At 61.0% G+C, this 23357-nt stretch carries 16 protein-coding genes; 11 read left to right on the plus strand and 5 right to left on the minus strand.

The annotated features are described in order from the left end of the window. The first annotated feature begins 139 nt into the window (after positions 1-139). Entirely contained in the window at positions 140-928 is a 789-nt protein-coding gene (locus tag H4W29_RS03515) for an SDR family oxidoreductase (RefSeq protein ID WP_192727686.1), read from the plus strand. A 9-nt stretch (positions 929-937) separates the two neighbouring features. On the opposite strand, the gene H4W29_RS03520 is transcribed toward H4W29_RS03515, so the two are convergent. Next, the gene (locus tag H4W29_RS03520; protein WP_192727687.1) at positions 938-1819 is read right to left on the minus strand and encodes a phosphotransferase family protein; all 882 of its coding nucleotides are present in this window, start codon (positions 1817-1819) and stop codon (positions 938-940) included. Positions 1820-2114: 295 nt separating this feature from the next. On the opposite strand from H4W29_RS03520, the gene H4W29_RS03525 reads away from it, so the two are divergent. Further along, positions 2115-3428 carry an efflux RND transporter periplasmic adaptor subunit gene (locus H4W29_RS03525; RefSeq protein WP_192727688.1) on the plus strand — a complete coding sequence of 438 codons (1314 nt, stop codon included), beginning with the start codon at positions 2115-2117 and terminating at the stop codon, positions 3426-3428. Continuing rightward, on the plus strand, positions 3425-6541 hold the full coding sequence (locus tag H4W29_RS03530) for an efflux RND transporter permease subunit (protein ID WP_192727689.1): 3117 nt from the start codon (positions 3425-3427) through the stop codon (positions 6539-6541). The genes H4W29_RS03525 and H4W29_RS03530 overlap by 4 nt, the downstream gene beginning before the upstream one ends. 36 nt (positions 6542-6577) lie before the next feature. Here H4W29_RS03530 and blaOXA read toward each other — a convergent pair whose 3' ends face one another. Continuing rightward, positions 6578-7402 (minus strand): class D beta-lactamase, encoded by an 825-nt coding sequence (gene blaOXA, locus H4W29_RS03535; protein WP_192727690.1) that lies wholly within the window; start codon positions 7400-7402, stop codon positions 6578-6580. A 104-nt stretch (positions 7403-7506) separates the two neighbouring features. Here blaOXA and H4W29_RS03540 point away from each other — a divergent pair, with 104 nt between their 5' ends. The 5 genes from H4W29_RS03540 to H4W29_RS03560 all read left to right on the plus strand — a co-directional run bounded on the left by H4W29_RS03540 (position 7507) and on the right by H4W29_RS03560 (position 11347). After that, entirely contained in the window at positions 7507-8397 is an 891-nt protein-coding gene (locus H4W29_RS03540; RefSeq protein WP_192727691.1) for a LysR family transcriptional regulator, read from the plus strand. A 144-nt stretch (positions 8398-8541) separates the two neighbouring features. Beyond that, positions 8542-9837 carry an Hsp70 family protein gene (locus tag H4W29_RS03545; protein WP_192727692.1) on the plus strand — a complete coding sequence of 432 codons (1296 nt, stop codon included), beginning with the start codon at positions 8542-8544 and terminating at the stop codon, positions 9835-9837. Positions 9838-9905: 68 nt separating this feature from the next. Then, positions 9906-10808: a uracil-DNA glycosylase gene (locus H4W29_RS03550; protein WP_192727693.1), complete on the plus strand. Its 903-nt coding sequence runs from the start codon at positions 9906-9908 to the stop codon at positions 10806-10808. A gap of 134 nt (positions 10809-10942) precedes the next feature. After that, on the plus strand, positions 10943-11134 hold the full coding sequence (locus tag H4W29_RS03555; protein WP_192727694.1) for a hypothetical protein: 192 nt from the start codon (positions 10943-10945) through the stop codon (positions 11132-11134). A 66-nt stretch (positions 11135-11200) separates the two neighbouring features. After that, positions 11201-11347, plus strand: a complete 147-nt coding sequence (locus H4W29_RS03560; RefSeq protein WP_192727695.1) for a hypothetical protein — start codon at positions 11201-11203, stop codon at positions 11345-11347. A gap of 58 nt (positions 11348-11405) precedes the next feature. Here H4W29_RS03560 and H4W29_RS03565 read toward each other — a convergent pair whose 3' ends face one another. Next, entirely contained in the window at positions 11406-12278 is an 873-nt protein-coding gene (locus H4W29_RS03565; RefSeq protein ID WP_192727696.1) for a hypothetical protein, read from the minus strand. Between the two features lie 247 nt (positions 12279-12525). Further along, on the minus strand, positions 12526-13464 hold the full coding sequence (locus H4W29_RS03570) for a DMT family transporter (RefSeq protein WP_192727697.1): 939 nt from the start codon (positions 13462-13464) through the stop codon (positions 12526-12528). Between the two features lie 439 nt (positions 13465-13903). On the opposite strand from H4W29_RS03570, the gene H4W29_RS34640 reads away from it, so the two are divergent. From H4W29_RS34640 to H4W29_RS03585, 3 genes are all read left to right on the plus strand, one after another. Continuing rightward, positions 13904-15010: a methyl-accepting chemotaxis protein gene (locus tag H4W29_RS34640; protein ID WP_192727698.1), complete on the plus strand. Its 1107-nt coding sequence runs from the start codon at positions 13904-13906 to the stop codon at positions 15008-15010. A gap of 185 nt (positions 15011-15195) precedes the next feature. Beyond that, positions 15196-17844 (plus strand): aminopeptidase N, encoded by a 2649-nt coding sequence (gene pepN, locus H4W29_RS03580; RefSeq protein ID WP_192727699.1) that lies wholly within the window; start codon positions 15196-15198, stop codon positions 17842-17844. A gap of 203 nt (positions 17845-18047) precedes the next feature. Next, positions 18048-20363 carry a PAS domain-containing sensor histidine kinase gene (locus H4W29_RS03585; RefSeq protein ID WP_192727700.1) on the plus strand — a complete coding sequence of 772 codons (2316 nt, stop codon included), beginning with the start codon at positions 18048-18050 and terminating at the stop codon, positions 20361-20363. A gap of 11 nt (positions 20364-20374) precedes the next feature. On the opposite strand, the gene H4W29_RS03590 is transcribed toward H4W29_RS03585, so the two are convergent. Beyond that, positions 20375-23332, minus strand: a complete 2958-nt coding sequence (locus H4W29_RS03590) for a bifunctional [glutamine synthetase] adenylyltransferase/[glutamine synthetase]-adenylyl-L-tyrosine phosphorylase (protein ID WP_192727701.1) — start codon at positions 23330-23332, stop codon at positions 20375-20377. Between the last annotated feature and the right edge of the window lie 25 nt (positions 23333-23357).

Here is a 23357-nt window from a genome sequence, read left to right on the forward strand (position 1 = left end):
ACAATGATGTTCCTCCGCACAGAAGATTATATAACGCTTACGTTAACGTCAATTAAGGGAGTACCGCGAAAGCGCTCTTCGTGCTTTTCTTTGACCGGACTTGCGCCCTATAGAAAGGGCACAGGAAATGGAGGAAATCATGGATCTCGGCATCAAGGGCAAACGCGCGCTCATACTGGCTTCCTCACGCGGCCTCGGGCTCGGCATTGCGAAGGCGCTGGCGCAGGAGGGTGCAAATGTTCTTCTCTGCGGGCGCAGCGGCGAGCAGCTGGAAACCAACTGCAAGGCGATCAATGCGCAAGGCAATGGCAAGGCCGACTGGATCTGGGCCGACCTTTCGGATGACAATTTCGTCCAGACCGTTACGGGTGCCGTGCAGGAGAAATTCGGCGGGCTCGATATCCTCGTCAACAATAGCGGCGGCCCGACGCCCGGCACGACCGAGGACATGACGCCCGAGAAGCTCGAAACCTACTTTCTCTCCATGGTCGCGCGTGTCATCACGCTCACCAATGCTCTGCTGCCCGGCATGAAGGCGCAGGGCTGGGGCCGCATCCTGACAATCGCCTCGTCAGGGGTGATCGAGCCGATCGCCAATCTAGCGCTGTCGAATACGCTGCGCCCTGCCCTTGCCGGCTGGAGCAAGACGCTGGCATCGGAAGTGGCCGGCCATGGCATCACAACCAACATGCTTCTGCCCGGCAGCATTCTCACCGCACGGCTAGACGATCTCGATGGTGCTGCCGCCAAACGGACCGGAAAGAGCGTCGAAGATATCCGCACCGAGAAGGAAGCGCGTATTCCGGTCGGGCGCTATGGCAAGGTCGAGGAATTCGCCGCAGCGGCGGCCTTCCTCTGCAGCCAGCCGGCGAGCTACATCACCGGTTCGCTGATCCGTTGCGACGGGGGTGCTGCGCGCTCCGTCTGAGCAACAGCGTCATCCTGCATCGGCCGAAACAGCGACCCATGCTCTGACGCTGTCGATCATCTGGCCTGCATAGGCAGGATCGTCTGCAAATTCTGCGAGTTCTGACAAGCGGTGGAAGCCGGTGAGGATCGTGATGCGTCGGCGGTCGAGCCGGCGGCCGGTCAGCGTCTCGTAGGCCGAGACTATGCGTGATGTCAGATCGGGCGAGATGAAATTCGAATAGATGAATTCCTGATGCAGCGGGCCAAAGCCTGAATCGGCGAAATCATAGAGACCGTTCAGCCTGCCCTCAGCATGGTCGAACGCCATATTCCAGCCATGACCGTCGAAGAAGCCATAAATGATCCCGTAAGGATCTGGCGGCAAGGCCTTGAAATCCCAGATAATCCTCTCTGCATAACTTGCCATTTCTGATGACAGCAGCGGCAGCGCCTTTTCCCGCACCGTGTCAGGCGATTGCCATGGCAGGATCGGTCCGGCGCCGAGCGCGCGCAGGCGGTCGGCATCGAGAGCATGCAGTTCGGCATAGAAGCGGGCAAGATCGTCGCCGAGATGCTGGCGGGCCGCTTCCGGCAAGGCCTCGTAATCGCCGGCGATGAGATGTTCGCCGCGGATCTTGGCATGGCTTGAGAAGATCGGCGGGCCGTCATGGATGCGCATATCGGGAACCGCCATCGACAGCGACGGCCTGATAATGCCGAGAAGGGCCACCTCTTTGACCAGCGCCCTCTCCGCTGCCGGATCGCGCGGAAACTTGAAGATCAGCCTGTCATCCACATCGATGGCTATCGAATCCCAGCCCTTCGTCGCGAGCGTGAAAACGGAGGCCGTAAGCTCCGGAAAAATATTAATAATGAGTGAGCGAAATTCACCGGTATTCAACTCGGCCATGGCTCTCTGCCTCTGCGTTTCCAGGTTCTATCCCGCGCACAAGACCTGCAACTCGGATCAAATAATCTTCGCCAATACAGCCTGTGCTGGCAGCTCACCAAAGCGGACGGCGCTGCCCACCCGATTATATATTAGAATAGCCTGAATATTACAGGATGTTCATTACGAAAATTTAAGCCATTATAACCGCTTAGTGATCATCGCCGGGGTGATTATGTCTTTTTTGCGCCGCAATATAGGCGGCTCAATCACCGCAGAAAATTACGCAATCTGCCCAACAAAACCGGTCTCGCTTATGAAGAAATTTTGGATCACCGTCAGTATTATAGCCGTGGCCGCGGTTGGCTTCCGGCAGTTCGGGGACAAGATCCCCTATGCTTCCGATATTCCTTATCTGTCACAGTTCATCAACAAGCCTGAGGGCGGGCAAAACAACGGCTATCAGCGGGCGCAGGCCGATCAGGCCCAGAGCGGCGGCGCGCAGCAGGGTGGTCAACAACAGGGCGGCGGGCGCAGGCGCGGTGCAAACGGTCCGACCATGGTCAAGACCGTGGCAGCCGTGAAAGCGGCTCTGCCCATGGACGTGACGGCGACCGGCTGGGCCGATGCCGAGGATAATACGACCATCGCCGCACAGGAACAGGGCCTCGTCGTCAGCATCGAAGCCGAAGACGGCGCTACCGTGAAGGAAGGCGACCTGATCGCCAAACTGGACGACCGGACGGCCAAGGCAGCCGTCGACAAGGACAATGCGATGATCGTGCGCGATACGGCGACGCTCGCAGAATCCGAGACGGCGCTGACCCGTGCACAGGACCTCTTCAACCAGAAGGCCGGCACCCAGCAGAGCCTCGATCAGGCCCAGGCAGCCCGCGATACCGCCGCCGCAACCGTCGAAGCCGACAAGGCCACGCTCGCTTCGGACCAGGTCACGCTCGAGCATACCGACATTCGTGCGCCTTTCGACGGCAGGCTCGGCGATATCACCCTCAGCAAGGGTGCCTTCGTCAATGCCGGTGCGGCCATCGTCACCATCGCCAAATACGATCCGATCTATGTGAAGTTCCATCTGCAGGAGCGCTATCTGCGTGTCCTGAAAAAGGCGCTGGCCTCCGGTCCGGTCGAGGTCAGCACGGCGCCCAATTCCACCAAAGGGCAAGTGCGCAAAGGCGAGATCAGCTTCTACGACAACACAGTCGACACGGCATCGGGCACGATCCTTGCCAAGGCGAAGTTCGAAAACGCCTCAGGCGCCCTCTGGCCCGGCCAGTCGGTCAATATCGTCGTCCATTTCAACAATGACGAACAACAGGTGGTCGTGCCGACGGTTGCCGTCAGCCCCGGCCCGGACGGTTTCTTTGCCTTCGTAGCCAAGGATGGCAAGTCGCACCTGACGCCCGTTACCGTCGCCCGCGCCAATGGCGGTTTCACGGCCATCGCGTCAGGCCTTTCGGAGGGTGACCATGTGGTTGTCGAAGGCCAGGGCCAACTCAACGACCAGCAGGCCATCAGCGAGCAATTCGACGACAAGACGCTCAATGTCGCCTCCGCCGACGCGCCTCAGCAGCAGCCGCAGGCCGAAACGATCGCGGTGAGGGCTGAGCAATGATCCCGAATTTCTGTATTCAGCGCCCGGTCGCAACGACGCTGCTTGCGATCGGCGTCATTCTGGCGGGTCTTGCGGGCTACCGGCTCGTGCCGGTCGCGGCCCTGCCACAGGTCGACTTCCCGACCATCAACGTCTCGGCGCAGCTGAGCGGCGCCTCGCCGCAGACGATGGCCACTTCGGTCGCCACACCGCTGATCAAGCAGTTCGAGACGATCCCCGGCATCAGCGAGATCAGCGCGTCGAGTTCGCTCGGCAGCACCAGTATCGTGCTGCAATTCGACCTGAACCGCGATATCGATGCGGCCGCCGCCGACGTGCAGGCGGCCATTTCGCATGCGACGCGGCAGCTACCCGACAACATGACGACACCGCCGAGCTACCGGAAGACCAACCCGGCCGATGCGCCGATCATGCTGCTTTCGGTGCAAAGCAACACCATGCCGCGCAGCAAGCTCGACGAGATCGCCGAGGACATCATTTCGCCGTCGCTGTCAACGCTTCCAGGCGTTGCCCAGGTCAGCGTCTTCGGTGCGCAGACCTATGCCGTGCGCGTCGAGGTCGATCCCAACAAGCTGCTCACCCGCGGCATCGGCATCGACACCGTCAACAAGGCGCTTGCCGCCGCCAACAGCCAACAGCCAGTGGGCACGCTGCAGAACAATTCGCAGGCCATGACGATCACGGCGAATACGCAACGCACCAATGCCGAGCAATTCCGTTCGCTGGTCATCGCCAATCCGAACGGTGCGCCGGTCCATCTCGGCGATATCGCCGATGTCCAGGACAGCGTCGAGAACCAATATACGGGCAGCTGGTATGACGGCCAGCGCGGCATCATCCTCGCCATCCAGCGCCAGCCGGACGCCAATACGGTCGACGTCGTCGATGCGATCAACGCCAAGCTGCCGCAGCTTCACGCGGAAATCCCGCCCTCGGTCAACACGGTCATCATGAACGATGCCGCAAAGCCGATCCGCGATGCCATCGCCGACGTGAAGTTCACGCTGCTCTTGACGATCGGCCTCGTCGTTCTTGTCATCTATCTCTTCACCGGCCATGCAACGGCTACGATCATTCCGGGCCTTGCCGTTCCGCTGTCGCTGATCTCGACCTTCGGCATGATGTATGTGCTGGGCTACAGCATCGACAATATCTCGCTGCTGGGTTTGACGCTCGCGGTGGGCCTTGTGGTGGACGACGCGATCGTCATGCTGGAAAACATCCTGCGGCATGTCGAGGAAGGCATGCCGGTGCGGGAGGCGGCGATCAAGGGTGCGGGTGAAGTCAGCTACACCATCATCTCCATGTCGGTGTCGCTGATTGCGGTCTTCATCCCGATCCTCTTGATGGGCGGTGTCGTCGGCCGCGTGTTCAACGAATTCGGCATGGTGGTGGCGATCGCCATCATCGCCTCGGCGATCGTGTCGCTGACGGTGACGCCGATGCTCGGCTCGCGTCTTTCCAGCAACCACAGCCGTCCGCCACTGCTCATCCGCATCTTCGATGCCGGTTTCGAGCGGACGCTGCGCGGTTATGACAATGCAGTCGGATGGTGCCTTCGCCACCGGCCGTTCATCCTCGGGATCTTCCTCGCTTCCGTCGCGCTGACCGTCTATTTCTTCATGACGCTGCCGACGAGCTTCTTCCCGCAGGAAGATATCGGGCGGCTGACGATCAGCACGCAGGCGCGACAGGATATTTCCTATTCGGCGATGGAGGCCCTGCAGCAGCAGGCGGCCGCCGTCGTCAAGGCGAACCCGGCCGTCAACCACGTGATGTCGACCATCGGCGGCAACCCCAACAAGCCACAGAACAACGGCTCGATGTTCGTCGAACTCAAGGACAAGGATCAGCGTGAACCGCTTGACCAGACGCTGCGCGAGCTGCGCACGGCGATCAACAAGATCCCCGGCCTGCAGGCCTTCGTGACGCCGAACCAGAGCCTGCGCTTCGGCGGCCGCCAGACCGCCAGCCAATATCAGCTGGTCATCCAGGCGCTGAACGCCGACCAGACCAACCTATGGGCCGGCAAGATCCAGCAGGCGATGCGCGCCGACCGCCTGTTCACGGACGTGACCTCGGATGCGCAGAACAATGCGCTGCAGGCGAGCATCGTCATCGATACCGAGCGGGCAGCAGCCTACGGGATCGACAACGACACGCTGCGCACGACGCTGCAGGAATCCTTCAGCGGCTTTGCGGCCGCGGAGATCCAGTCGACGGGCGACAGCTACGACGTCATCGTCGAATATGACACGAGCAAGCCCTGGGACGACCAGAAGCTCTCGGAAATCCGGGTCGCTTCTTCCAATGGCAGCCTGGTGCCGCTGTCGAACTTTGCGCATGTCGAGCGCACGGTCGGACCTGTTACCATCAACCAGACGGGCCAACTCGTCTCGACCACCGTTTCCTTCAACCTGCCGGAAGGCGTATCGCTCAGCGACGCGACGGCGAGGATAGACCAGATCAAGAAAGACCTCGACATGCCGGCCGACGTCTTCACGTCCTATGGCGGTACGGCAGAGATCTTCCAGCAGTCGCAGGGCAATACGCCCTATCTGATCCTGGCGGCCGTGCTGACCATCTATGTCGTGCTCGGCGTGCTCTATGAAAGCTTCATCCACCCGCTGACGATCCTCTCCGGCCTGCCGGCCGCAGCCTTCGGAGCGTTGCTGGCGCTGAAGATCATGGGCTTCGACCTGTCGATCATCGCGCTCATCGGCCTCCTGATGCTGATCGGCATCGTCAAGAAGAACGCGATCATGATGATCGACGTGGCGGTGGAGACCATGCGCACGACGGGAGAGAAGGCGACGGCGGCGATCCACGAAGCCTGCGTGCGACGCTTCCGCCCGATCATGATGACGACCTTCTGCGCCCTGCTCGGCGCCCTGCCGATCGCACTCGGCACGGGTGCGAGCTCGGAACTGCGCCAGCCGCTCGGTATCGCCGTCGTCGGCGGCCTCATCGTGTCGCAGCTTCTGACGCTGTTCATCACGCCTGTCATCTTCGTCGAGATGGACCGCTTCGGGAATTTCCTCCACCGCATGCTCAGCCGCGAGAAGAAGGAAGAGCATGTGGCAGCGGAAACGCAGGCGATGGCCGCGGAGTAAACAGACAAAAGGGCGCCTTCCGGTGCCCTTTTCGCATCAGCGGCCTTCGACCAGCTTTGGCAAATCCGTAACCAGTGAATCCCGTGTCTCGAAACTGATGGGATTGTCACTGTAGCGGTGATTGGCGATATAGAGCCTTGCAAAGATCAGCCGCCGGTCACCCCTCGTCGCCCAGCCGACAAACCAGCCGAGCGGGCGTTCATAGTTGGTCTTGCCGGCCGTGTTGCGCAGCCAGCCGGCGCCCGTCTTGCCCTGGATATCCCAACCATCGGCAGCCTGGAAATGCGGGACGATCGCCTCCGTCATCTGCCGCGCACGCTCCGAGATCGGCAGGCTGCCGGTGCGGAAACGGCGGAGGAACCGCACCTGATCCTCGGCGGAGATCTTGAGCGACGACATCAGCCAGGATTCGGTCAGCCCATCCGTATTGCCAGGTCCACCCGAAACGTCCTGGTTGCCGTAGCCGAAGCGTTGGACGTAATCGGCAAAGGCGCGCTTGCCGAGCTTGCGGGTCAGCGCCTGTGAGAACCAGACGATGGAATCCCGCTCCCAGATGGTCGGATCGGTATCCTTCTGCTCGCGCTGCGGTCGCTTGAGCTTCGGATCATATGTCCAGAGCGGATTGTGCTCGTCGACCAAAATGCCGGCATCATAGCCCATCATGGCCAAAGGCAGTTTGAAGGTCGATTGCGGGTAGAAGCCCTGATCGCAATTGCCCTGACGGTAAATCGTCTCGCCGGTCTTCTCATCGATGATGACGGTGCAGCGGATCGGATCAGCGGCATCGGCCGGCGATACATTCATGGAAAATGCTGTAATACTTATGGAAAATGCCAGAAGAAGAAGTCTTTCGAAAGCCACTTTCGTTCTCCATATGGTTCGACCTCAGCTTTCTAGGCCGGTCTGGAAGGCCCGATCAAACGATGATATTTCCGGTCAGGCATAAATCAGATTAGGCCATTGCCATGGTTCGACCATATTTGCCGCTGAACTCGCTGCGCGCCTTCGAGGCGGCGGCGCGGCATCTCTCCTTCACCCGGGCGGCGATCGAACTCTGTGTCACGCAAGCCGCCGTCAGCCATCAGGTCAAGCTCCTGGAGCAGCGGCTCGGCGTCAGCCTGTTTCGCCGCCTGCCCCGTGGCCTGATGATCACGGAGGAAGGACTGGCACTGCTGCCCGCCCTGCAGGATTCCTTCGACCGCATGGCCGACATGCTGGAACGTTTCGAGGGCGGCCATGTGCGCGAGGTGCTGAAGCTCGGCACCGTCGGCACGCTCGCCGTCGGCTGGCTCCTGCCGCGACTTGCCGATTTCCGCGAGCAATATCCCTTCATCGATCTCAGGCTTTCGACCAACAACAATCGCGTCGATATTGCCGCCGAAGGGCTCGACTATACGATCAAGTTCGGCAACGGCGCCTGGCACGACATAGAGGCCGAACCCCTGTTCGAAGCGCCGCTTTCGGTGCTCTGCACTCCCTCCATCGCCCGCCAGCTTTCCGCCCCTGAAGATGTCGCGCATCAGACATTGCTGCGCTCCTACCGCGCCGACGAATGGCCTGGTTGGTTCGAGACGGCGGGCGTCACACCGCCGCCGATCCGGGGCATGGTCTTCGATTCCTCCGTGCTGATGATCGAGGCGGCGCTGCAGGGTGCGGGCGTGGCGCTGGCGCCGCCCTTGATGTTCTCCCGCCAGCTTGCAGCGGGGGAGTTGGAGCAGCCCTTCCCGATCTGGATTTCCAAGGGCAGTTACTGGCTGATGCGGCTCAAATCCCGCTCCGTCACGCCTGCCATGGAGATGTTTCGCAAGTGGATCAGCAAGATGGCCGAGGAGACGCGCGCGCAACTCCAAAACTGACAGGAACGGGTTGCCTTCCGGCCTCTCCTGTGCGATCACGCGCCTCTCACAACATCCTGGGGCGCACAATAAGGCGCCCTTTCGCATTTCGGGGCACCTGCCCCGGTTCAATGATTTTCGACATATTTGATAGGGAGCACGGCCATGGCACGGGCGCTCGGGCTTGACTTCGGCACGACCAATACTGTTCTGGCGCTGGCAGACGGCGGCGCAGACACGCATTCCATATCGCTTACCAGCAGCGCCGGCACGGCCGACAGCATGCGCACCGCGCTCTCCTTCATGAAGGATCCGCAGCTAGGTGCTTCGGCGCTGAAGGTGGAGGCCGGGCACGCGGCGATCCAGCAGTTCATCGACAATCCCGGCGATTGTCGTTTCCTGCAGTCGATCAAGACCTTCGCTGCAAGCGCCCTCTTCCAGGGCACGATCATCTTCGGCAAGCGGCAGAGCTTCGAAGACCTGATGGAAATCTTCATCCGGCGTCTTCGCCATTACGCAGGCGAGAACTGGCCCGATGATACCGGCCGCATCATCGCCGGCCGCCCGGTGCATTTTGCCGGCGCCAGTCCGGACCCGGTGCTGGCGGTGCAGCGCTACAACGAGGCGCTGACGCGCTTCGGCTTTCCGGAAATTCACTATGTCTACGAACCGGTCGCGGCCGCTTTCTACTTCGCGCAGAACCTGAAGGCCGATGCGACCGTGCTCGTCGCCGACTTTGGCGGCGGTACGACGGACTATTCGCTGATCCGCTTCGAGACCAAGGCCGGCAAACTGACGGCAACGCCGATCGGCCATTCCGGTGTCGGCGTCGCCGGCGATCATTTCGACGCGCGCATGATCGACAATATCGTCGCGCCGCTGATCGGCAAGGGCAGCCATTTCAAGAGCTTTGACAAAATCCTTGAGGTTCCCTCGAACTACTATGCGAGCTTCAGCCGCTGGAACCAGCTGTCAATCTTCAAGACCTCCAGGGAATTCGAGGATCTGAAGAAGCTGGTGCGCACGGCGCTGGAACCGGAGAAGTTGGAAACTTTTGTCGATCTCATCGACCATGACGAAGGCTATCCGCTCTATCAGGCGGTCTCGGCAACGAAGATGGCGCTTTCCTCCGCGGAGGAAGCCCCCTTCGATTTTGCCCCGCTTGGGCGCGGCGGCCACCGCACGATCAAGCGCAGCGATTTCGAAAGCTGGATCGTCGACGACCTCGCCCGCATCGAAGGCGCGCTCGACGAGGTGCTGGAAAAGACCAATACGGATGCATCCGGCATCGACAAGGTGTTCCTGACGGGCGGCACATCCTTCGTGCCGGCGGTGCGGCGCATCTTCAACGAGCGCTTCGACCGGGACAAGATCGAGACCGGCGGCGAACTGCTCTCGATCGCCCACGGTCTGGCGCTGATCGGCGAACGCGACGATATCGACCAATGGACTGTGCAATAACGGGCGAAAGGGCGCGTGTGACTCTGCCCGCCCTTTCATTGCCGTTTTCGCTCCGCTAGGGTCTGTCCATGATCTCCGCCAACGACCTGAGTCCGGCCGAACTTGCAGCACTTCTGCATTTCCATGCGGAGGCAGGTGTGGACTGGCTGCTGGAGGACGAGCCGGTCGACCGTTTCGCCGAGTTCGAGGCGATGAAAGCTGCGCGCCGTTCGGCGGCTCCGGCAGCGCAACCGCAGCCGGAAAGACAGGCACCACAGGACAGGCAGGCGCCCTCCCGCCCCGCCCCGCCCGCGCCGCAGCAGAACGCAGCAGCCTCGGCTCCTGCCTCGCGGTCACAGCCTGCAATTCCCGACGGTGAAGCAGTGCAGCAGGCGCGGTTCGCGGCCGAGAGCGCCCGCTCGCTTACAGAACTCAAGACGGCGCTCGAAGCCTTCAATGGCTGCAATCTGAAAAACAGCGCCCGCTCGACCATTTTCGCAAGCGGCGATCCGGCAAGCGGCATCATGGTGATCGGCCCGGCGCCAGGCGCCGATGACGAGCGCGAGGGAGCGGCCTTTGCCGGCAGGCAGGGCCAGTTGCTGGACCGGATGCTGGCCTCGATCGGCCTCGAGCGGTCAGCCATTCTCCTGACGCAGATCATACCCTGGCGTCCGCCCGGCAACCGCATGCCGTCCGCGGCCGAGACGGAGATTTGCCGTCCCTTCATCGAGCGGCAGATCGCGCTTGCCGAACCGCGTGCCATTCTGCTGCTCGGCAACTACACGGCGCGGTTCTTCTTCGGTGAAAATGACACGATCCACGGGCTTCGCGGCCGGTGGAAGGAGATCGCTGTCGCAGATCAGGTCATTCCGGCCATTGCCAGCCTGCATCCGCAAGACCTGTTAACCGCGCCGGTCAATAAGCGGCTTGCCTGGAGCGATCTATTGGCCTTCCAGGCTAGACTTAAAGAGCTCTCTCTGCTTACAAATTAGCCAAGTTTGAAAATATTATGAATTTGTCCATGCAATATACGCATGGCTGCATCCTGCAAGGGTGCATTGAAGAATCAATGCTGCACTGCAATATAGAAGGCGTGTCTTGGGAGGAATGAACAGGAACCAAGGCCATGAGCAAGCGTTTTCGTCCTATACATTGCGGGTTTGAAACCCTGCGCCAAGCAAGCGATCAGGTTCGCACCACACAGGGCTACAGCCGTTTCGGCTTTGCCACAAACGAACAGATGATCGCCCGCGGTACCGGCATTAACAGCCGTACGTCGCGTCCGACAATGATCTTCTCGGATTTCCAGGAATATTGAAGATTCCGGAATGATGATCCGGCAGGCGGTTCGCCTGCCTTTTCGCATTTCAAGAAGTAACGATCGATGTCAACAATTCTGATTTCACTGCTGCGTCACCTCGACTCTTTCGAGCATATCCGTGCTGCCGTCTGCGCCGCGCACGAATATCGCCGCGAGCTTTGCGACGCCTCAGCCGAGATCGAGACCCCGGCTGCCGCCATCGCATTCTGAAGGTATTTTCGCGCAATTCCGGACGCAAAAACCGCGGCACACTTTTGCTGGAATTGCGTTAGCCGCCTGCGCTCTCGAACCCTTCCCTTGCGGATTCGAAGGCTTCGTCCACATAGGCGAACTTGATCGCCTGCCAGCCGACATATTCCTTCAGGAAATCGCGCGACAGCCACAGTTGCGATTTCTTCGGCTCGTCGTACCAGCCGAGACAGCCGCGCTGCGCGCCCTTTGCGAGCAGCCGCTGGAGATGCGTGCGCGACATCATGAAGTCACCGGCAAGCGGGCGGGTTTCCACCTTGCCGATCGACAGCCGCGCCGGATCGGTTCCTTCGAGATCGAGCCGGGACATGAAATGATCGATGACCATACCGCCAGCTTCCGTCCAGAGGAACAGCGCCACTTGTTCAGGCGGTTCGCGCCAGTTGATATCTTCGAGGCAATTATAGGCGACACGTGGCTGGATCTGGCGGAAAAGCAGGGGATTTTCCTGCAGGAAGGCCGCCCGGCTTCCACCATCGATAAGATCGAGCGCGCCGAGGTTGGAGTGCAACCAGCCGAACATTGCCTGGTGGCTGACTTCGGCCGGCTCAAAATGGCGCGGACGACGGCGTTCGTCACCGGGTGTGTGGGTGATGAAGCGGTAGGTGAAGAGCTCTTCGATGAACGCAAGCACCGTGTTGCGGCTGGCGATCTTGTGCGCCGTGATCTTGCCGGTCAGCCGGACGGCGGTGAAACCCGAGGTCGCGTCCCGCGGATCATATTCGAGATGCAGCGCATAGGCCGTCTGCGTCAGCAGCCAGCGTTGATGCGAGGCCAGCAGGCGCGCCAGCCGCGGCCCCGCATCAAACATGCCGCGCATTTGCCCGGCCAGGAAGCGAATGCTCACTACGAAAGAAGGGTTCTGCGCCAGTTCTTCTGCCGTGAACGCCATGATGCTTTTCCTCAACCCTCGCTCGCAAGCCAGCGTTCGGAGCAGCGATACCGAAACTCCCCCGGCATCCATGGCCTATCGATTATGCACAGCTTTGAATAAATGAAAGTAATTCACTTTCATAACCATATTTTTGCCAAAAGCGATATCCCAAGATTTCGCCATCCCATTCTCTTTTGAGGGGTGTGTGTCGTGATTTTTCAATCAGCGCGCTATGAAATTCGCCTTGTGATATAGTTTCAGCCGCTCAGGATTGCGGCGCACCGGCTTTTCGCGCTTCGCGGCGCTCGAGACCAAGCTGATGCTCGCGGTAGATGATGAAGATGCCGGCGGCAATGACAATGATCGTGCCGAAAAGCATCGTACTGCTCGGAACGTCGCCGAAGACATAGTAAGCGACGATGCCGCCAAGCAGGATCGAGCTGTATTCGAAGGGAGCGATGGTGGAAACATCCGCGTGCCGGTAACTCTCGGTCAGGAGGATCTGTGCCACACCGCCGCAGAAACCGGCAGCGATGAGGAAAAGAGCCGAGGACCAGTCGAGCAGAAGCCAGCCGAAGGGGACAGTCACCAGAGAGAAGACCGAAGCAGTGATCGAGAAGTAGAGCACGATCGTCGCCGTCTTCTCTTCCTCGACAAGGCGGCGAACCTGGATCATCGCCATGCCGCCAAGCACGGCCGACAGCAGCACGCAGAGTGCGCCGACCGCCTGTTCGGCCGCCATGCCGCCGTCCCGGAACAGCGTGAGCTTCGGCCAGGAGATGATGGCGACACCGATGATGCCGAAGCAGACAGCGCTCCAGCGATAGACGCGCACCGTCTCTCCCAGGAAAACCGCAGCGAAAATGACGGCAACGAGGGGCGTGGCATAACCGAGCGCGATCGCCTCCGGCAGCGGCAGATGCAAAAGCCCGTAGAAGCCGAGCCCCATCGAGATGATGCCGAGCGTGCCGCGCTTCAGATGACCGATCGGATTGGCGGTGTAGAAGGCCGAGCGCAGCTGATGCCGATAGCCGAGATAGGCCATGATCGGAAACAGCGCAAAGAAGGAGCGGCAGAAAGTCACCTGCCCCGGCGGGATATCCGATCCTGCCAGCTTGATGAATGTCTGCATGGCCAGGAAGACCACGACCGACGAGACTTTCAGCGCAATGCCTCTCATCGGGTTTCTGAGAACCGATTCCATGATCCAGGCTCTTGTGCGGGCATGCCGAGCGGGGGAGACGCGTTCGACTCGAACGCAGCGGACGATTTTCTCATCGTAACCGAAGAAATGCACCGGTGGGAAAAAATCTGCGCGCACCAAACGCCGTGCGTGCATTCGCACGCTCCAACTCCTGGAATCTACGCATCAGGCTTTCCGAAAATCGATTCTGATTCTCGGGCGGATGCTGCAGGCAGCAAGTATTTGCCTGCTTTTAACCTGCCGCTTTTCTGTGCAACTTCGTTTTTTGATGAAAAAACTTCTCGTTTTACGCTTATTCACCCGAAAATGTTCGCATCCGGACCCTTTGCGTTAACCTGTTGCAAACCATGCCCCCGCATCGTTCGCAGTTAATTAATCATACAAAAGAATCGCATTCGTACGCAGCCAGTCGCGTCAGCTTATTTTCAGGATCTTTTTGATGAAGCCGCTCAGCGCAGAGATCGTTTCCCAGTCGCAGAACGCAACGCCCCGCTCGATGCGTGTCGTCACCGATGGCATCAGCACCGATCTGGAGCGCTTCAGCGCCGACAACACCAGCATCGTCAAGCAGATCAAGCTGCTTGCCATCAATGCGTTGATCGAGGCGGCCCGCGCCGGCGAAACCGGCAAGGGCTTTGCGGTCGTCGCCAATGAAGTGCAGCGGCTGGCGCAGATCGCCACCGAGATCACCAGCAAGTTCGAGAGCAATGTGCTGGGACGCATCGGGCTGAGCCGTGCGATGGCGGATTCGCTCGTCACCGAGATGGAAGGCGTGCGGTTGACCGATCTCGCGCAGACATTGGTTCAGCTCATCGTGCGCAACCTCTTCGAACGCACCGCCGACGTGCGCTGGTGGGCGACGGATCCGGCGCTCTGGCAGGCATTGCAGGAGCCGGAAAAGGACCGGGTCGCCTTCGCAGCCGAACGGCTCGGCACCATCAACCGCTTTTATACCGTCTATCTCGACCTTGTCATGACCGATCTCTCCGGCCGGGTGATCGCGTCCGCCAACCCGACCTTCCAGCGTAAGATATCCGGTTCATCCGTTACCGGCGATCCATGGTTCCGGGCAGCGGCGAGCTGCGCGTCCGGCGACGACTATATCGTCGATGAAGTCAAGCCGAGCGTTCTGCACGACCAGCGGCATGCGCTTGTCTACGCGACCGGCATCCGTGAAGGCGGCAAGCTCGACGGCAAACTCCTGGGCACGCTCGGCGTCTATTTCGACTGGCAGAACCAGGGCCAGGCAATCGTCGAGAAGGAAGCGAACCTGCCGCCGCAGCTTGCGGAAAAGACCACCGTCATGCTGCTCGACGGCGCAAGCCGGGTGATCGCCAGCACCAATCCGGCCATGCTCTTCACCCATTTCGCGCTCGCCAACCAGACGGGCCAGCCCAAGGGCAGTTATTACGATAATAACGGCTCGATCGTCGCCTTTGCGCGCACGCTCGGCTACGAGGATTATGACGGGCTCGGCTGGTATGGCGTTGTCATCCAGCAGACGGAAAGCGACGCCGAGATCAAGATCGCCCTCAATCTCAAATAGCAATCTTCCCCTTTCGGCTGCATATGCACGACAATTTGACCATAATAATTTGGCTGTGAACTTCGCGTTCACAGCCAAATTGCTTTAACTTTAGTTCAGACTTTAATGTAATCATGGCCGCCAATTTCAGCAGAGCGCGCCCGCCTCTGTATTCGGCCATTGTCTAATAAGGGTCTTCAGGCAACATGCGAACAGATACCGGTCAGGTCATCAATCTGGCAGATTACCGCCCAACAGATTTCGTGCTGGAACGCGTCGACCTGACTTTTGAACTGGATCCGACTGAAACAAAGGTGGAAGCGCGGCTGATTTTCCATCGCCGCGAAGGCGTCGATCCTTCCGCGCCCCTCATCCTCGATGGCGACGAGCTCAATCTTTCCAGCCTTCTCTTCGACCAGAACGAACTGGCGCCGGAACGCTACACGGTAACGCCCGAAAGCCTTGTTATCCGCGACCTGCCGGAAACGGTGCCTTTCGAAGTGACCGTCACCACGATCATCAATCCGGAAGCCAATACCCAGCTGATGGGTCTTTACCGCACCAGCGGCATCTATTGCACGCAGTGCGAGGCCGAAGGCTTCCGCCGCATCACCTATTTCCCCGACCGGCCGGATGTGCTGGCGCCCTATACGGTCAACATCATCGCAGACAAGGATGCCAATCCGCTGCTCCTGTCGAACGGCAACTTCCTCGGCGGCGCAGGTTACGGCCCGGGCAAGCATTTCGCCGCCTGGTTCGATCCGCATCCGAAGCCGAGCTATCTCTTCGCGCTGGTCGCCGGCGATCTCGGCGTCGTCGAAGACACGTTCACCACGATGTCCGGCCGCGAGGTCGTGCTGAAGATCTATGTCGAACATGGCAAGGAGCCGCGCGCGGCCTATGCCATGGACGCGCTGAAGCGGTCGATGAAGTGGGACGAGGAAGTGTTCGGTCGCGAATACGATCTCGACATCTTCATGATCGTTGCCGTCTCCGACTTCAACATGGGGGCCATGGAGAACAAGGGCCTCAACATCTTCAACGACAAATACGTGCTCGCCGACCCTGAAACGGCGACCGATGCCGATTACGCCAATATCGAAGCGATCATCGCGCATGAATACTTCCACAACTGGACCGGCAACCGCATCACCTGCCGCGACTGGTTCCAGCTCTGCCTCAAGGAAGGCCTGACTGTTTATCGCGACCACGAATTCTCGTCGGACCAGCGCTCGCGCCCGGTCAAGCGCATCGCCGAGGTGCGCCACCTGAAGTCCGAGCAGTTCCCGGAAGACGGCGGACCGCTCGCCCATCCGGTGCGCCCGACCAAGTATCGCGAGATCAACAACTTCTATACCACGACGGTGTACGAGAAGGGCAGCGAAGTCACACGCATGATCGCGACCCTGCTCGGCCGCGAGACCTTCAAGAAGGGCATGGGCCTCTATTTCGACCGCCATGACGGCCAGGCCGTCACGATCGAGGATTTCGTCAAATGCTTCGAAGATGCGAGCGGCCGCGACCTCGCGCAGTTTTCGCTCTGGTACCACCAGGCCGGCACGCCGCTGGTCACCGCCTCCGGCAGCTATGACGCAGGCGCCAAGAGCTTCAGCCTGTCGCTGGAACAGATGACGCCTGCCACTCCCGGTCAACCGACCAAGGAGCCGATGCATATTCCTCTGAGCCTGGCGCTCTTTGCCGAAGACGGTTCGAAGTTCGAGCCTGCCTCCGTCGATGGCGCCGAATATGCCGGCGAGGTGCTGCATTTGACGGCGCGGACACAGACGGCCGTCTTCCATGGCGTTGCCTCGCGTCCTGTTGTTTCGATCAACCGCAGCTTCTCCGCACCGATCAACCTGCATTTCGACCAGAGCCCGGCCGATCTGGCACTGCTCGCCCGCTACGAGACGGATCATTTCGCCCGCTGGCAGGCGCTGACCGATCTGGCACTGCCGAACCTCTTGAAGGCCGCCCGCGATGCCCGCGAGGGAGCGCCGATCGTCTGCGAACAGACCTTCGTCGATACGCTGATTGCAGCGGCCGCCGATGAAAGCCTCGAGCCCGCCTTCCGCGCCCAGGCGCTCGCCTTGCCGAGCGAATCCGACATCGCCCGCGAGCTCGGCAGCAATATCGATCCCGATGCCGTTCATGCGGGCCGTCAGGCGATCATGAAACAGATTGCCGAAGCCGGCAAAGCGACCTTCGCGGCCCTCTACGACGCGATGACCACACCGGGCGAATTCAGCCCGGATGCCAAAAGCGCCGGCCGCCGTGCGCTGCGCAACACCGCCCTTACCTATCTCTCCTATGCCGAGAGCAGCCCGGCTCGTGCCAAGGCCGCCTTCGACGGCGCCAACAACATGACCGATCTCAGCCATGCGCTGACGATCCTCGCTCATCGCTTCCCCGACAGTGCAGAGGCGAAGGCCGCGCTCGAAACGTTCCGCAGCCGTTTCCAGGACAATGCGCTCGTCGTCGACAAGTGGTTTGCGATCCAGGCCGGCATTCCCGGGCCGGGCGCGCTCGATCGCGTCAAGGCGCTGATGGAAAACCCGCTCTTCAAGCGCACCAACCCGAACCGCATGCGCTCGCTGGTCGGGACGTTCGCCTTCGGCAACCCGACCGGCTTCGGCCGTGCTGATGGTGAAGGCTACCGTTTCCTCGCCAGCCAGATCCTCGACATCGACCAGCGCAACCCGCAGCTTGCTGCGCGCCTGCTGACCTCCATGCGTTCCTGGCGCTCGCTGGAATCGGCCCGCGCCGATCACGCGCGTTCGGCGTTGATGGAAATCGAAAAGGCCGACAGCCTTTCGACCGATGTACGCGACATCGTCGAGCGCACTCTCAAGGGCTGATTTCCCGCAGATGATTTGCCGCCTAGCTGTCTTCCACCCTACGGACAGCTAGGCCGCCATCAGCGAATCCCTCTGAAAAACCAGCAATCACAAATGGTTAATAAATTTTTACCATCGGCTCTGGACAAGGCGAATCACGCATGATTCTCTAGGTGTAGTTCGAGCGAGCGGCGCGCGAATCACACGAGGGATCAGGTTCAGAGATGATGGACGTGCGGCGGGCAACCGCGGCCGAAGGACGGCTGCGTGTCGATTTTGGCGGGCTCAAAGCCTGGCGCGACAGCCTGTCCGGAAATGCTGCAAAAACTCCTGAGCCATTGCTGCGCCACCTGCCGAAGGCAGAGCTTCTCCTGAAGCGCACGATCCCCGTTCTGATCGTCGCCTTCCTTGCCGTCGTGGCCGCCTCGCATTTCTTCGGCATGGTCAGCGAATATAGCCGTATGGAGGCCTCTGCGCGGCATGCGACGGCGCTTTCGGCTGCAACCGCGGCCGCTGTCTTTGCCGATGCGACCGATCTCTTCGATGGCGGCAGCGCGGCAGAGGCGCAGGCGCGCCTTGTGAAATTCCTGCCGCAAGACCGGCTGGAAAACGGCGCCTTCGTGCTGCTGGTGGAGGCGAGCGGCAAGGTGTTTGCGGCAACGACGGCCGGTGCCGCCTATGTCGGCGCCGATGTCTCGGCCCTCTTCCCTGAGATCTCCGCGATCCGCCGCTTCGGCGACCGTACTGATGTCATTGAAACGAGCATCGGCGGCGAGCTGCATTACGCCGAGATCTCCCTGATGGGCACAGCCGGCGGCTATATCGTTTCCGCCACGTCGCTGAAAGAGATCAACCGTCTCTGGCGCGAGGAACTGACCCTCAACGTCACGCTGTTTGCCGGCATCTCCTCCATCCTGCTCGTCATCCTCTACGCCTATTACATGCAGGTGAAGCGGGCGCGCGATGCCGACGACATCTTCCTGGAATCCAATCTCAGGGTCGAGACGGCGCTGTCGCGCGGCCGCTGCGGCCTCTGGGATTTCGATTTCCACAATCGCGAATTCTTCTGGTCGCGCTCGATGTATGACATGCTCGGGCTTGCCGGGTCCGACAAGACGATGGGCTTTGCCGATGCGGCACGGCTCATGCACCCGGAGGATAACGGGTTGCACGAGATCGCCCGCGCCGTCGCCAAGGGCGATTCCGGCCAGGTCGACCAGATCTTCCGCATGCGCCATGCGAGCGGTCACTACGTCTGGATGCGCGCCCGCGCCCAGGTGATCCGCGGCCATTCCGGCCGAGTGCACATGATCGGCATCGCCATGGACGTGACCGAACAGCATCGGCTTGCTCAGCGCTACGCCGAAGCAGACCAGCGTCTGGCCGATGCAATCGAGTGCACCTCGGAGGCCTTCGTACTGTGGGACAAGAACGACCGGCTCGTCATGTGCAACGCGCATTTCCAGCAGGCCTACGGGCTTCCCGACAGCGTGCTGGTGCCCGGCACCGAGCGCACGGTCGTCCATGCCGCTGCGGCACGCCCCGTCATCGAGCGGCGTATCGCCGATGCAGACGGCTCCGGCTACTCGCGCACGACGGAAGTGCAGCTTGCCGACGAACGCTGGCTGCAGATCAACGAACGGCGCACCCGCGACGGCGGCCGCGTATCTGTCGGCACCGACATCACGCCCTTGAAGCGACACCAGGATCGCCTGCGCGATTCCGAGCGCCGGCTGATGGCAACGATCAACGATCTCTCGGCCTCGCGCCAGACGCTGGAAACACAGAAGGCCGAGCTTTCGACGGCCAACTCCAACTATCTGGTGGAGAAGGAACGCGCGGAAGCGGCCAACAAGGCGAAGTCGGAATTCCTCGCCAACATGTCGCATGAGCTGCGCACGCCGCTCAACGCCATCCTCGGCTTCTCGGAGATCCTGCAGAACCAGATGTTCGGGCCGCTCGGTTCAGCCAAGTACAATGAATATGCCCGCGATATCCATGACAGCGGCAAGCATCTCCTTAATGTCATCAACGATATTCTCGACATGTCGAAGATCGAGGCAGGCCATATGCTGCTGTCGCGCGAGCTCACCGACCTTGCACCGCTGATCGAGGAAAGCCTGCGCTTCACCGCCATTCCGGCCGCTGAAAAGAACATCGTTATCGAGCAGCGCATCTCGTCCGGCATGACGCTGATGGCCGATCGTCGCGCCATGAAACAGGTACTGCTGAACCTGCTCTCCAACGCCGTGAAATTCACCAATGAAGGCGGGCGCATTGCGGTTCGCACCCGCCGCGTCGCCAATGGCGTCATGGTCACCATCGCCGATACCGGCATCGGCATTCCGCGCGCAGCACTCATCAAGATCGGCCAGCCCTTCGAGCAGGTGCAGAGCCAATATGCCAAGAGCAAGGGCGGCTCCGGCCTCGGCCTCGCCATCTCCCGATCGCTGACAAGCCTGCACGGCGGCAGCATGAAGATCCGCTCGCGCGAGTCGGTCGGAACGGTCATCTCGCTGCGCATTCCCGATCACGGCTGACGCGGAAAGGCTCAGGCCTTTACCACTGTCTGGAAGACCTTGCGGACAGCCTTGGACAGCCGCTTCACCTCACCCTCCAAAGTCTTGATGTCAGGGCAATCTCCGGCCCGGCAGACGAGTTCGGTCAGGCCCGCGGGCGCCTCCTTCGGATCGAACATCCCATCGATGCAAAGGCGGATGAGCTGCGAAAGCTCGGTATAGAGGGTAAAAGCTTCAAGGCAGGTATCAAGGTCTGCCGCGCCCATCAGCTTCTCGCCCAGCACCTTCAGGGCCGCACCCGTTGTCAGGCCGTTGATCTTGATCTCGACGCCCTTTGCCGGCGCGATCAGGGCCAGATATTGGGCGATGAATTCGATATCGATCACGCCGCCCGCAATCAGTTTCAGATCCCAGCCATTCTCCGGTGCCTTCTCCTTTTCGATCAACTCGCGCATCTCGGCGACGTCATGGGTCACCTTGGCGACATCGCGCTTTACCGAGAGTACGTCGGCAATGATGCTTTCCGCCTCACCGACAAGGCTTTGGTCGCCGCAAATCAGCCGGGCGCGCGACAGCGCCATATGCTCCCAGGTCCAGGCCTCCTCGCGCTGGTATTTGCCGAAGGAATTGATGCGGGTGGCGACCGGCCCCTTGTTGCCGGAGGGACGGAGCCGCATGTCGACTTCATAGAGAACACCTTCAGCCGTGGGGGCCGAGAGGGCGGCAATCAGGCGCTGGGTGATGCGGGTGAAGTATCGCGTCGCATCGAGCGGTTTTGCGCCGTCGGATTCGATGGCGGCATCGTCGTAGTCGTAGAGCAGGATGAGGTCGATATCGGAGCCTGCCGTCAGTTCGAAGCTGCCGAGCTTGCCCATGCCGGCAATCGCAATCCGCCCGCCAGGATAATTTCCGTGTGCGACGCGGATCTCGTTCATGACCGCGTCGAGGGCGGCTTCGATGATGAGATCGGCGAGATGGGTGAAGGCGCGCGCGGCCATGTCGCCGTTGATTGCGCCAGTCAGCAGGCGGATACCGATCAGGAAGCGCTGTTCTGACGCGAAGATGCGTAGCCGGTCCAGCACTTCCTCATAGTGCCGTGCCTGGACAAGCGAGGCCTTCAGCCGCTCGCCGAGATAGTCACGCGTCGGCAGCTCGGCCATCAGGCCGGGATCGAGCATGCCATCGAAGACATGCGGGCGGGCGGCGATGACTTCCGCGAGCTTCGGCGCCGAGGACATGATGTTCACGATGAGGGAGAGCAGCGCCGGGTTGCTGCCGAGCAGCGAGAAGAGCTGGATGCCCGACGGCAGGCCGGAAATGAAGCTGTCGAAGCGCAGCAGCGCCTCGTCCGCCCGCTTGCTTTCGCCGAAGACGCGCAGAAGCTCGGGCGTCAGCTCCGTCAGCCGCTCGCGCGCCTCGACCGATTGCGTGGCGCGGTACCGCCCGTAATGCCAGGTGCGGATGATGCGGGAAATATCCGATGGCCGTTCGAAGCCGAGTTTCCTCAGCGTTTCCAGCGTATCGGGATCGTCGCCCTGGCCGGTGAAGACGAGATTGCCTGTCCCGACGGAGAGCTTGGTTTCCTGCTCGAAGAGGTCGGCATAACGCCGCTCGACCGCCTTCAGCACCTCCACCAGCCGCTCGGAAAAGCTCGGCGTATCGTTGAAACCCATCAGGAAGGCGATGCGCTTCAGCTCGGCATCGGTTTCCGGCAGGAGGTGGGTCTGCTCGTCGCGCACCATCTGGATGCGGTGCTCGACATCGCGCAGGAACCAGTAGGCCTCCGTCAGCTCGTCGCGGGTTTCCGCGTCGATCCATTTTGCCCTTGTGAGTTCAGTTAGCGTCTCCTCGGTGACGCGGGAACGCAGAGCCGGCATGCGCCCGCCGGCGATCAGCTGCTGGGTCTGCACGAAGAATTCGATCTCGCGGATGCCGCCGCGGCCGAGCTTGACGTTGTGGCCTTTCACGGCGATGGCGCCATGGCCCTTATGGGCGTGGATCTGCCGCTTGATGGAGTGGATATCCGATATTGCCGCATAATCGAGATATTTACGGAAGACGAAGGGAACGAGGCCGCGCAGGAACTGCTCGCCCGCCGCCAGATCGCCGGCCACCGGGCGAGCCTTGATGAAGGCGGCCCGCTCCCAGTTCTGCCCCCTGCCCTCGTAATAGATCATGGCGGCATCGACGGGGATTGCGAGCGGCGTGGAGCCGGGGTCCGGCCGCAGCCTGAGATCGGTGCGGAAGACGTAACCATCCGCCGTGCGCTCCTGCAGGATGCGCACCAGCCGCCGCATCATGCGCGGGAAAATCTCGATCGCGTCATCGGGATCGGGCACGATGCCGGCCTCTTCGTCGAAGAAGACGACGAGGTCGATATCGGAGGAATAGTTGAGTTCCGAGGCACCGAGCTTGCCCATGCCGAGAACGATTACGCCGGAGCCTTCGCTGGGAGCGGCGACATTCTTCAGCTTGAGCTTGCCGCTTTTATGCGTCGACAGCAGCAGGTGATCGATGGCGGCCGTAACCGAGGCCTCGGCAAGTTCGCTGAGCCAGCCGGTTGTTGCGCGGCCGTCGAAGATACGGGCGAGATCGGCAAGGGCGACGAGGAAGGCCACCCTGCGCTTGACGATGCGCAGCCTGCTCATCACCTGGCTCTCGCCGGGCGTACTTCCTTCGCTGTCCGGTTTCCAGCAGGCGCGCGCTTCTGCAATCAACGCCTCGATCTGCGGCTCCAGCGGGTCGGTGATGGCAGAGGCAAGGATTGCCGGATCGAGATTGGCGATTTCGCGCAGATAGGGAGAAAGCGTCAGGACAGCGGCGATAAAGTCGCGGAGCGCCCCCTCGGCCTTCAGCATCTCGGCGACGACAGGCTCGCTCTTGCCGATATCCTGCAGGTCGGCAAGCGCCGATTTCAGTTCCGTCTGGCTCAGCGGCCGCAGGAGTCCTTCAGCGACATCCTTCAAGCCGTGGTTCGATTTCGTCAGCATTTGCTCTCCCTGCCATGCCGCAATG

This window comes from Rhizobium viscosum (assembly GCF_014873945.1).
Classification (GTDB): domain Bacteria; phylum Pseudomonadota; class Alphaproteobacteria; order Rhizobiales; family Rhizobiaceae; genus Rhizobium; species Rhizobium viscosum.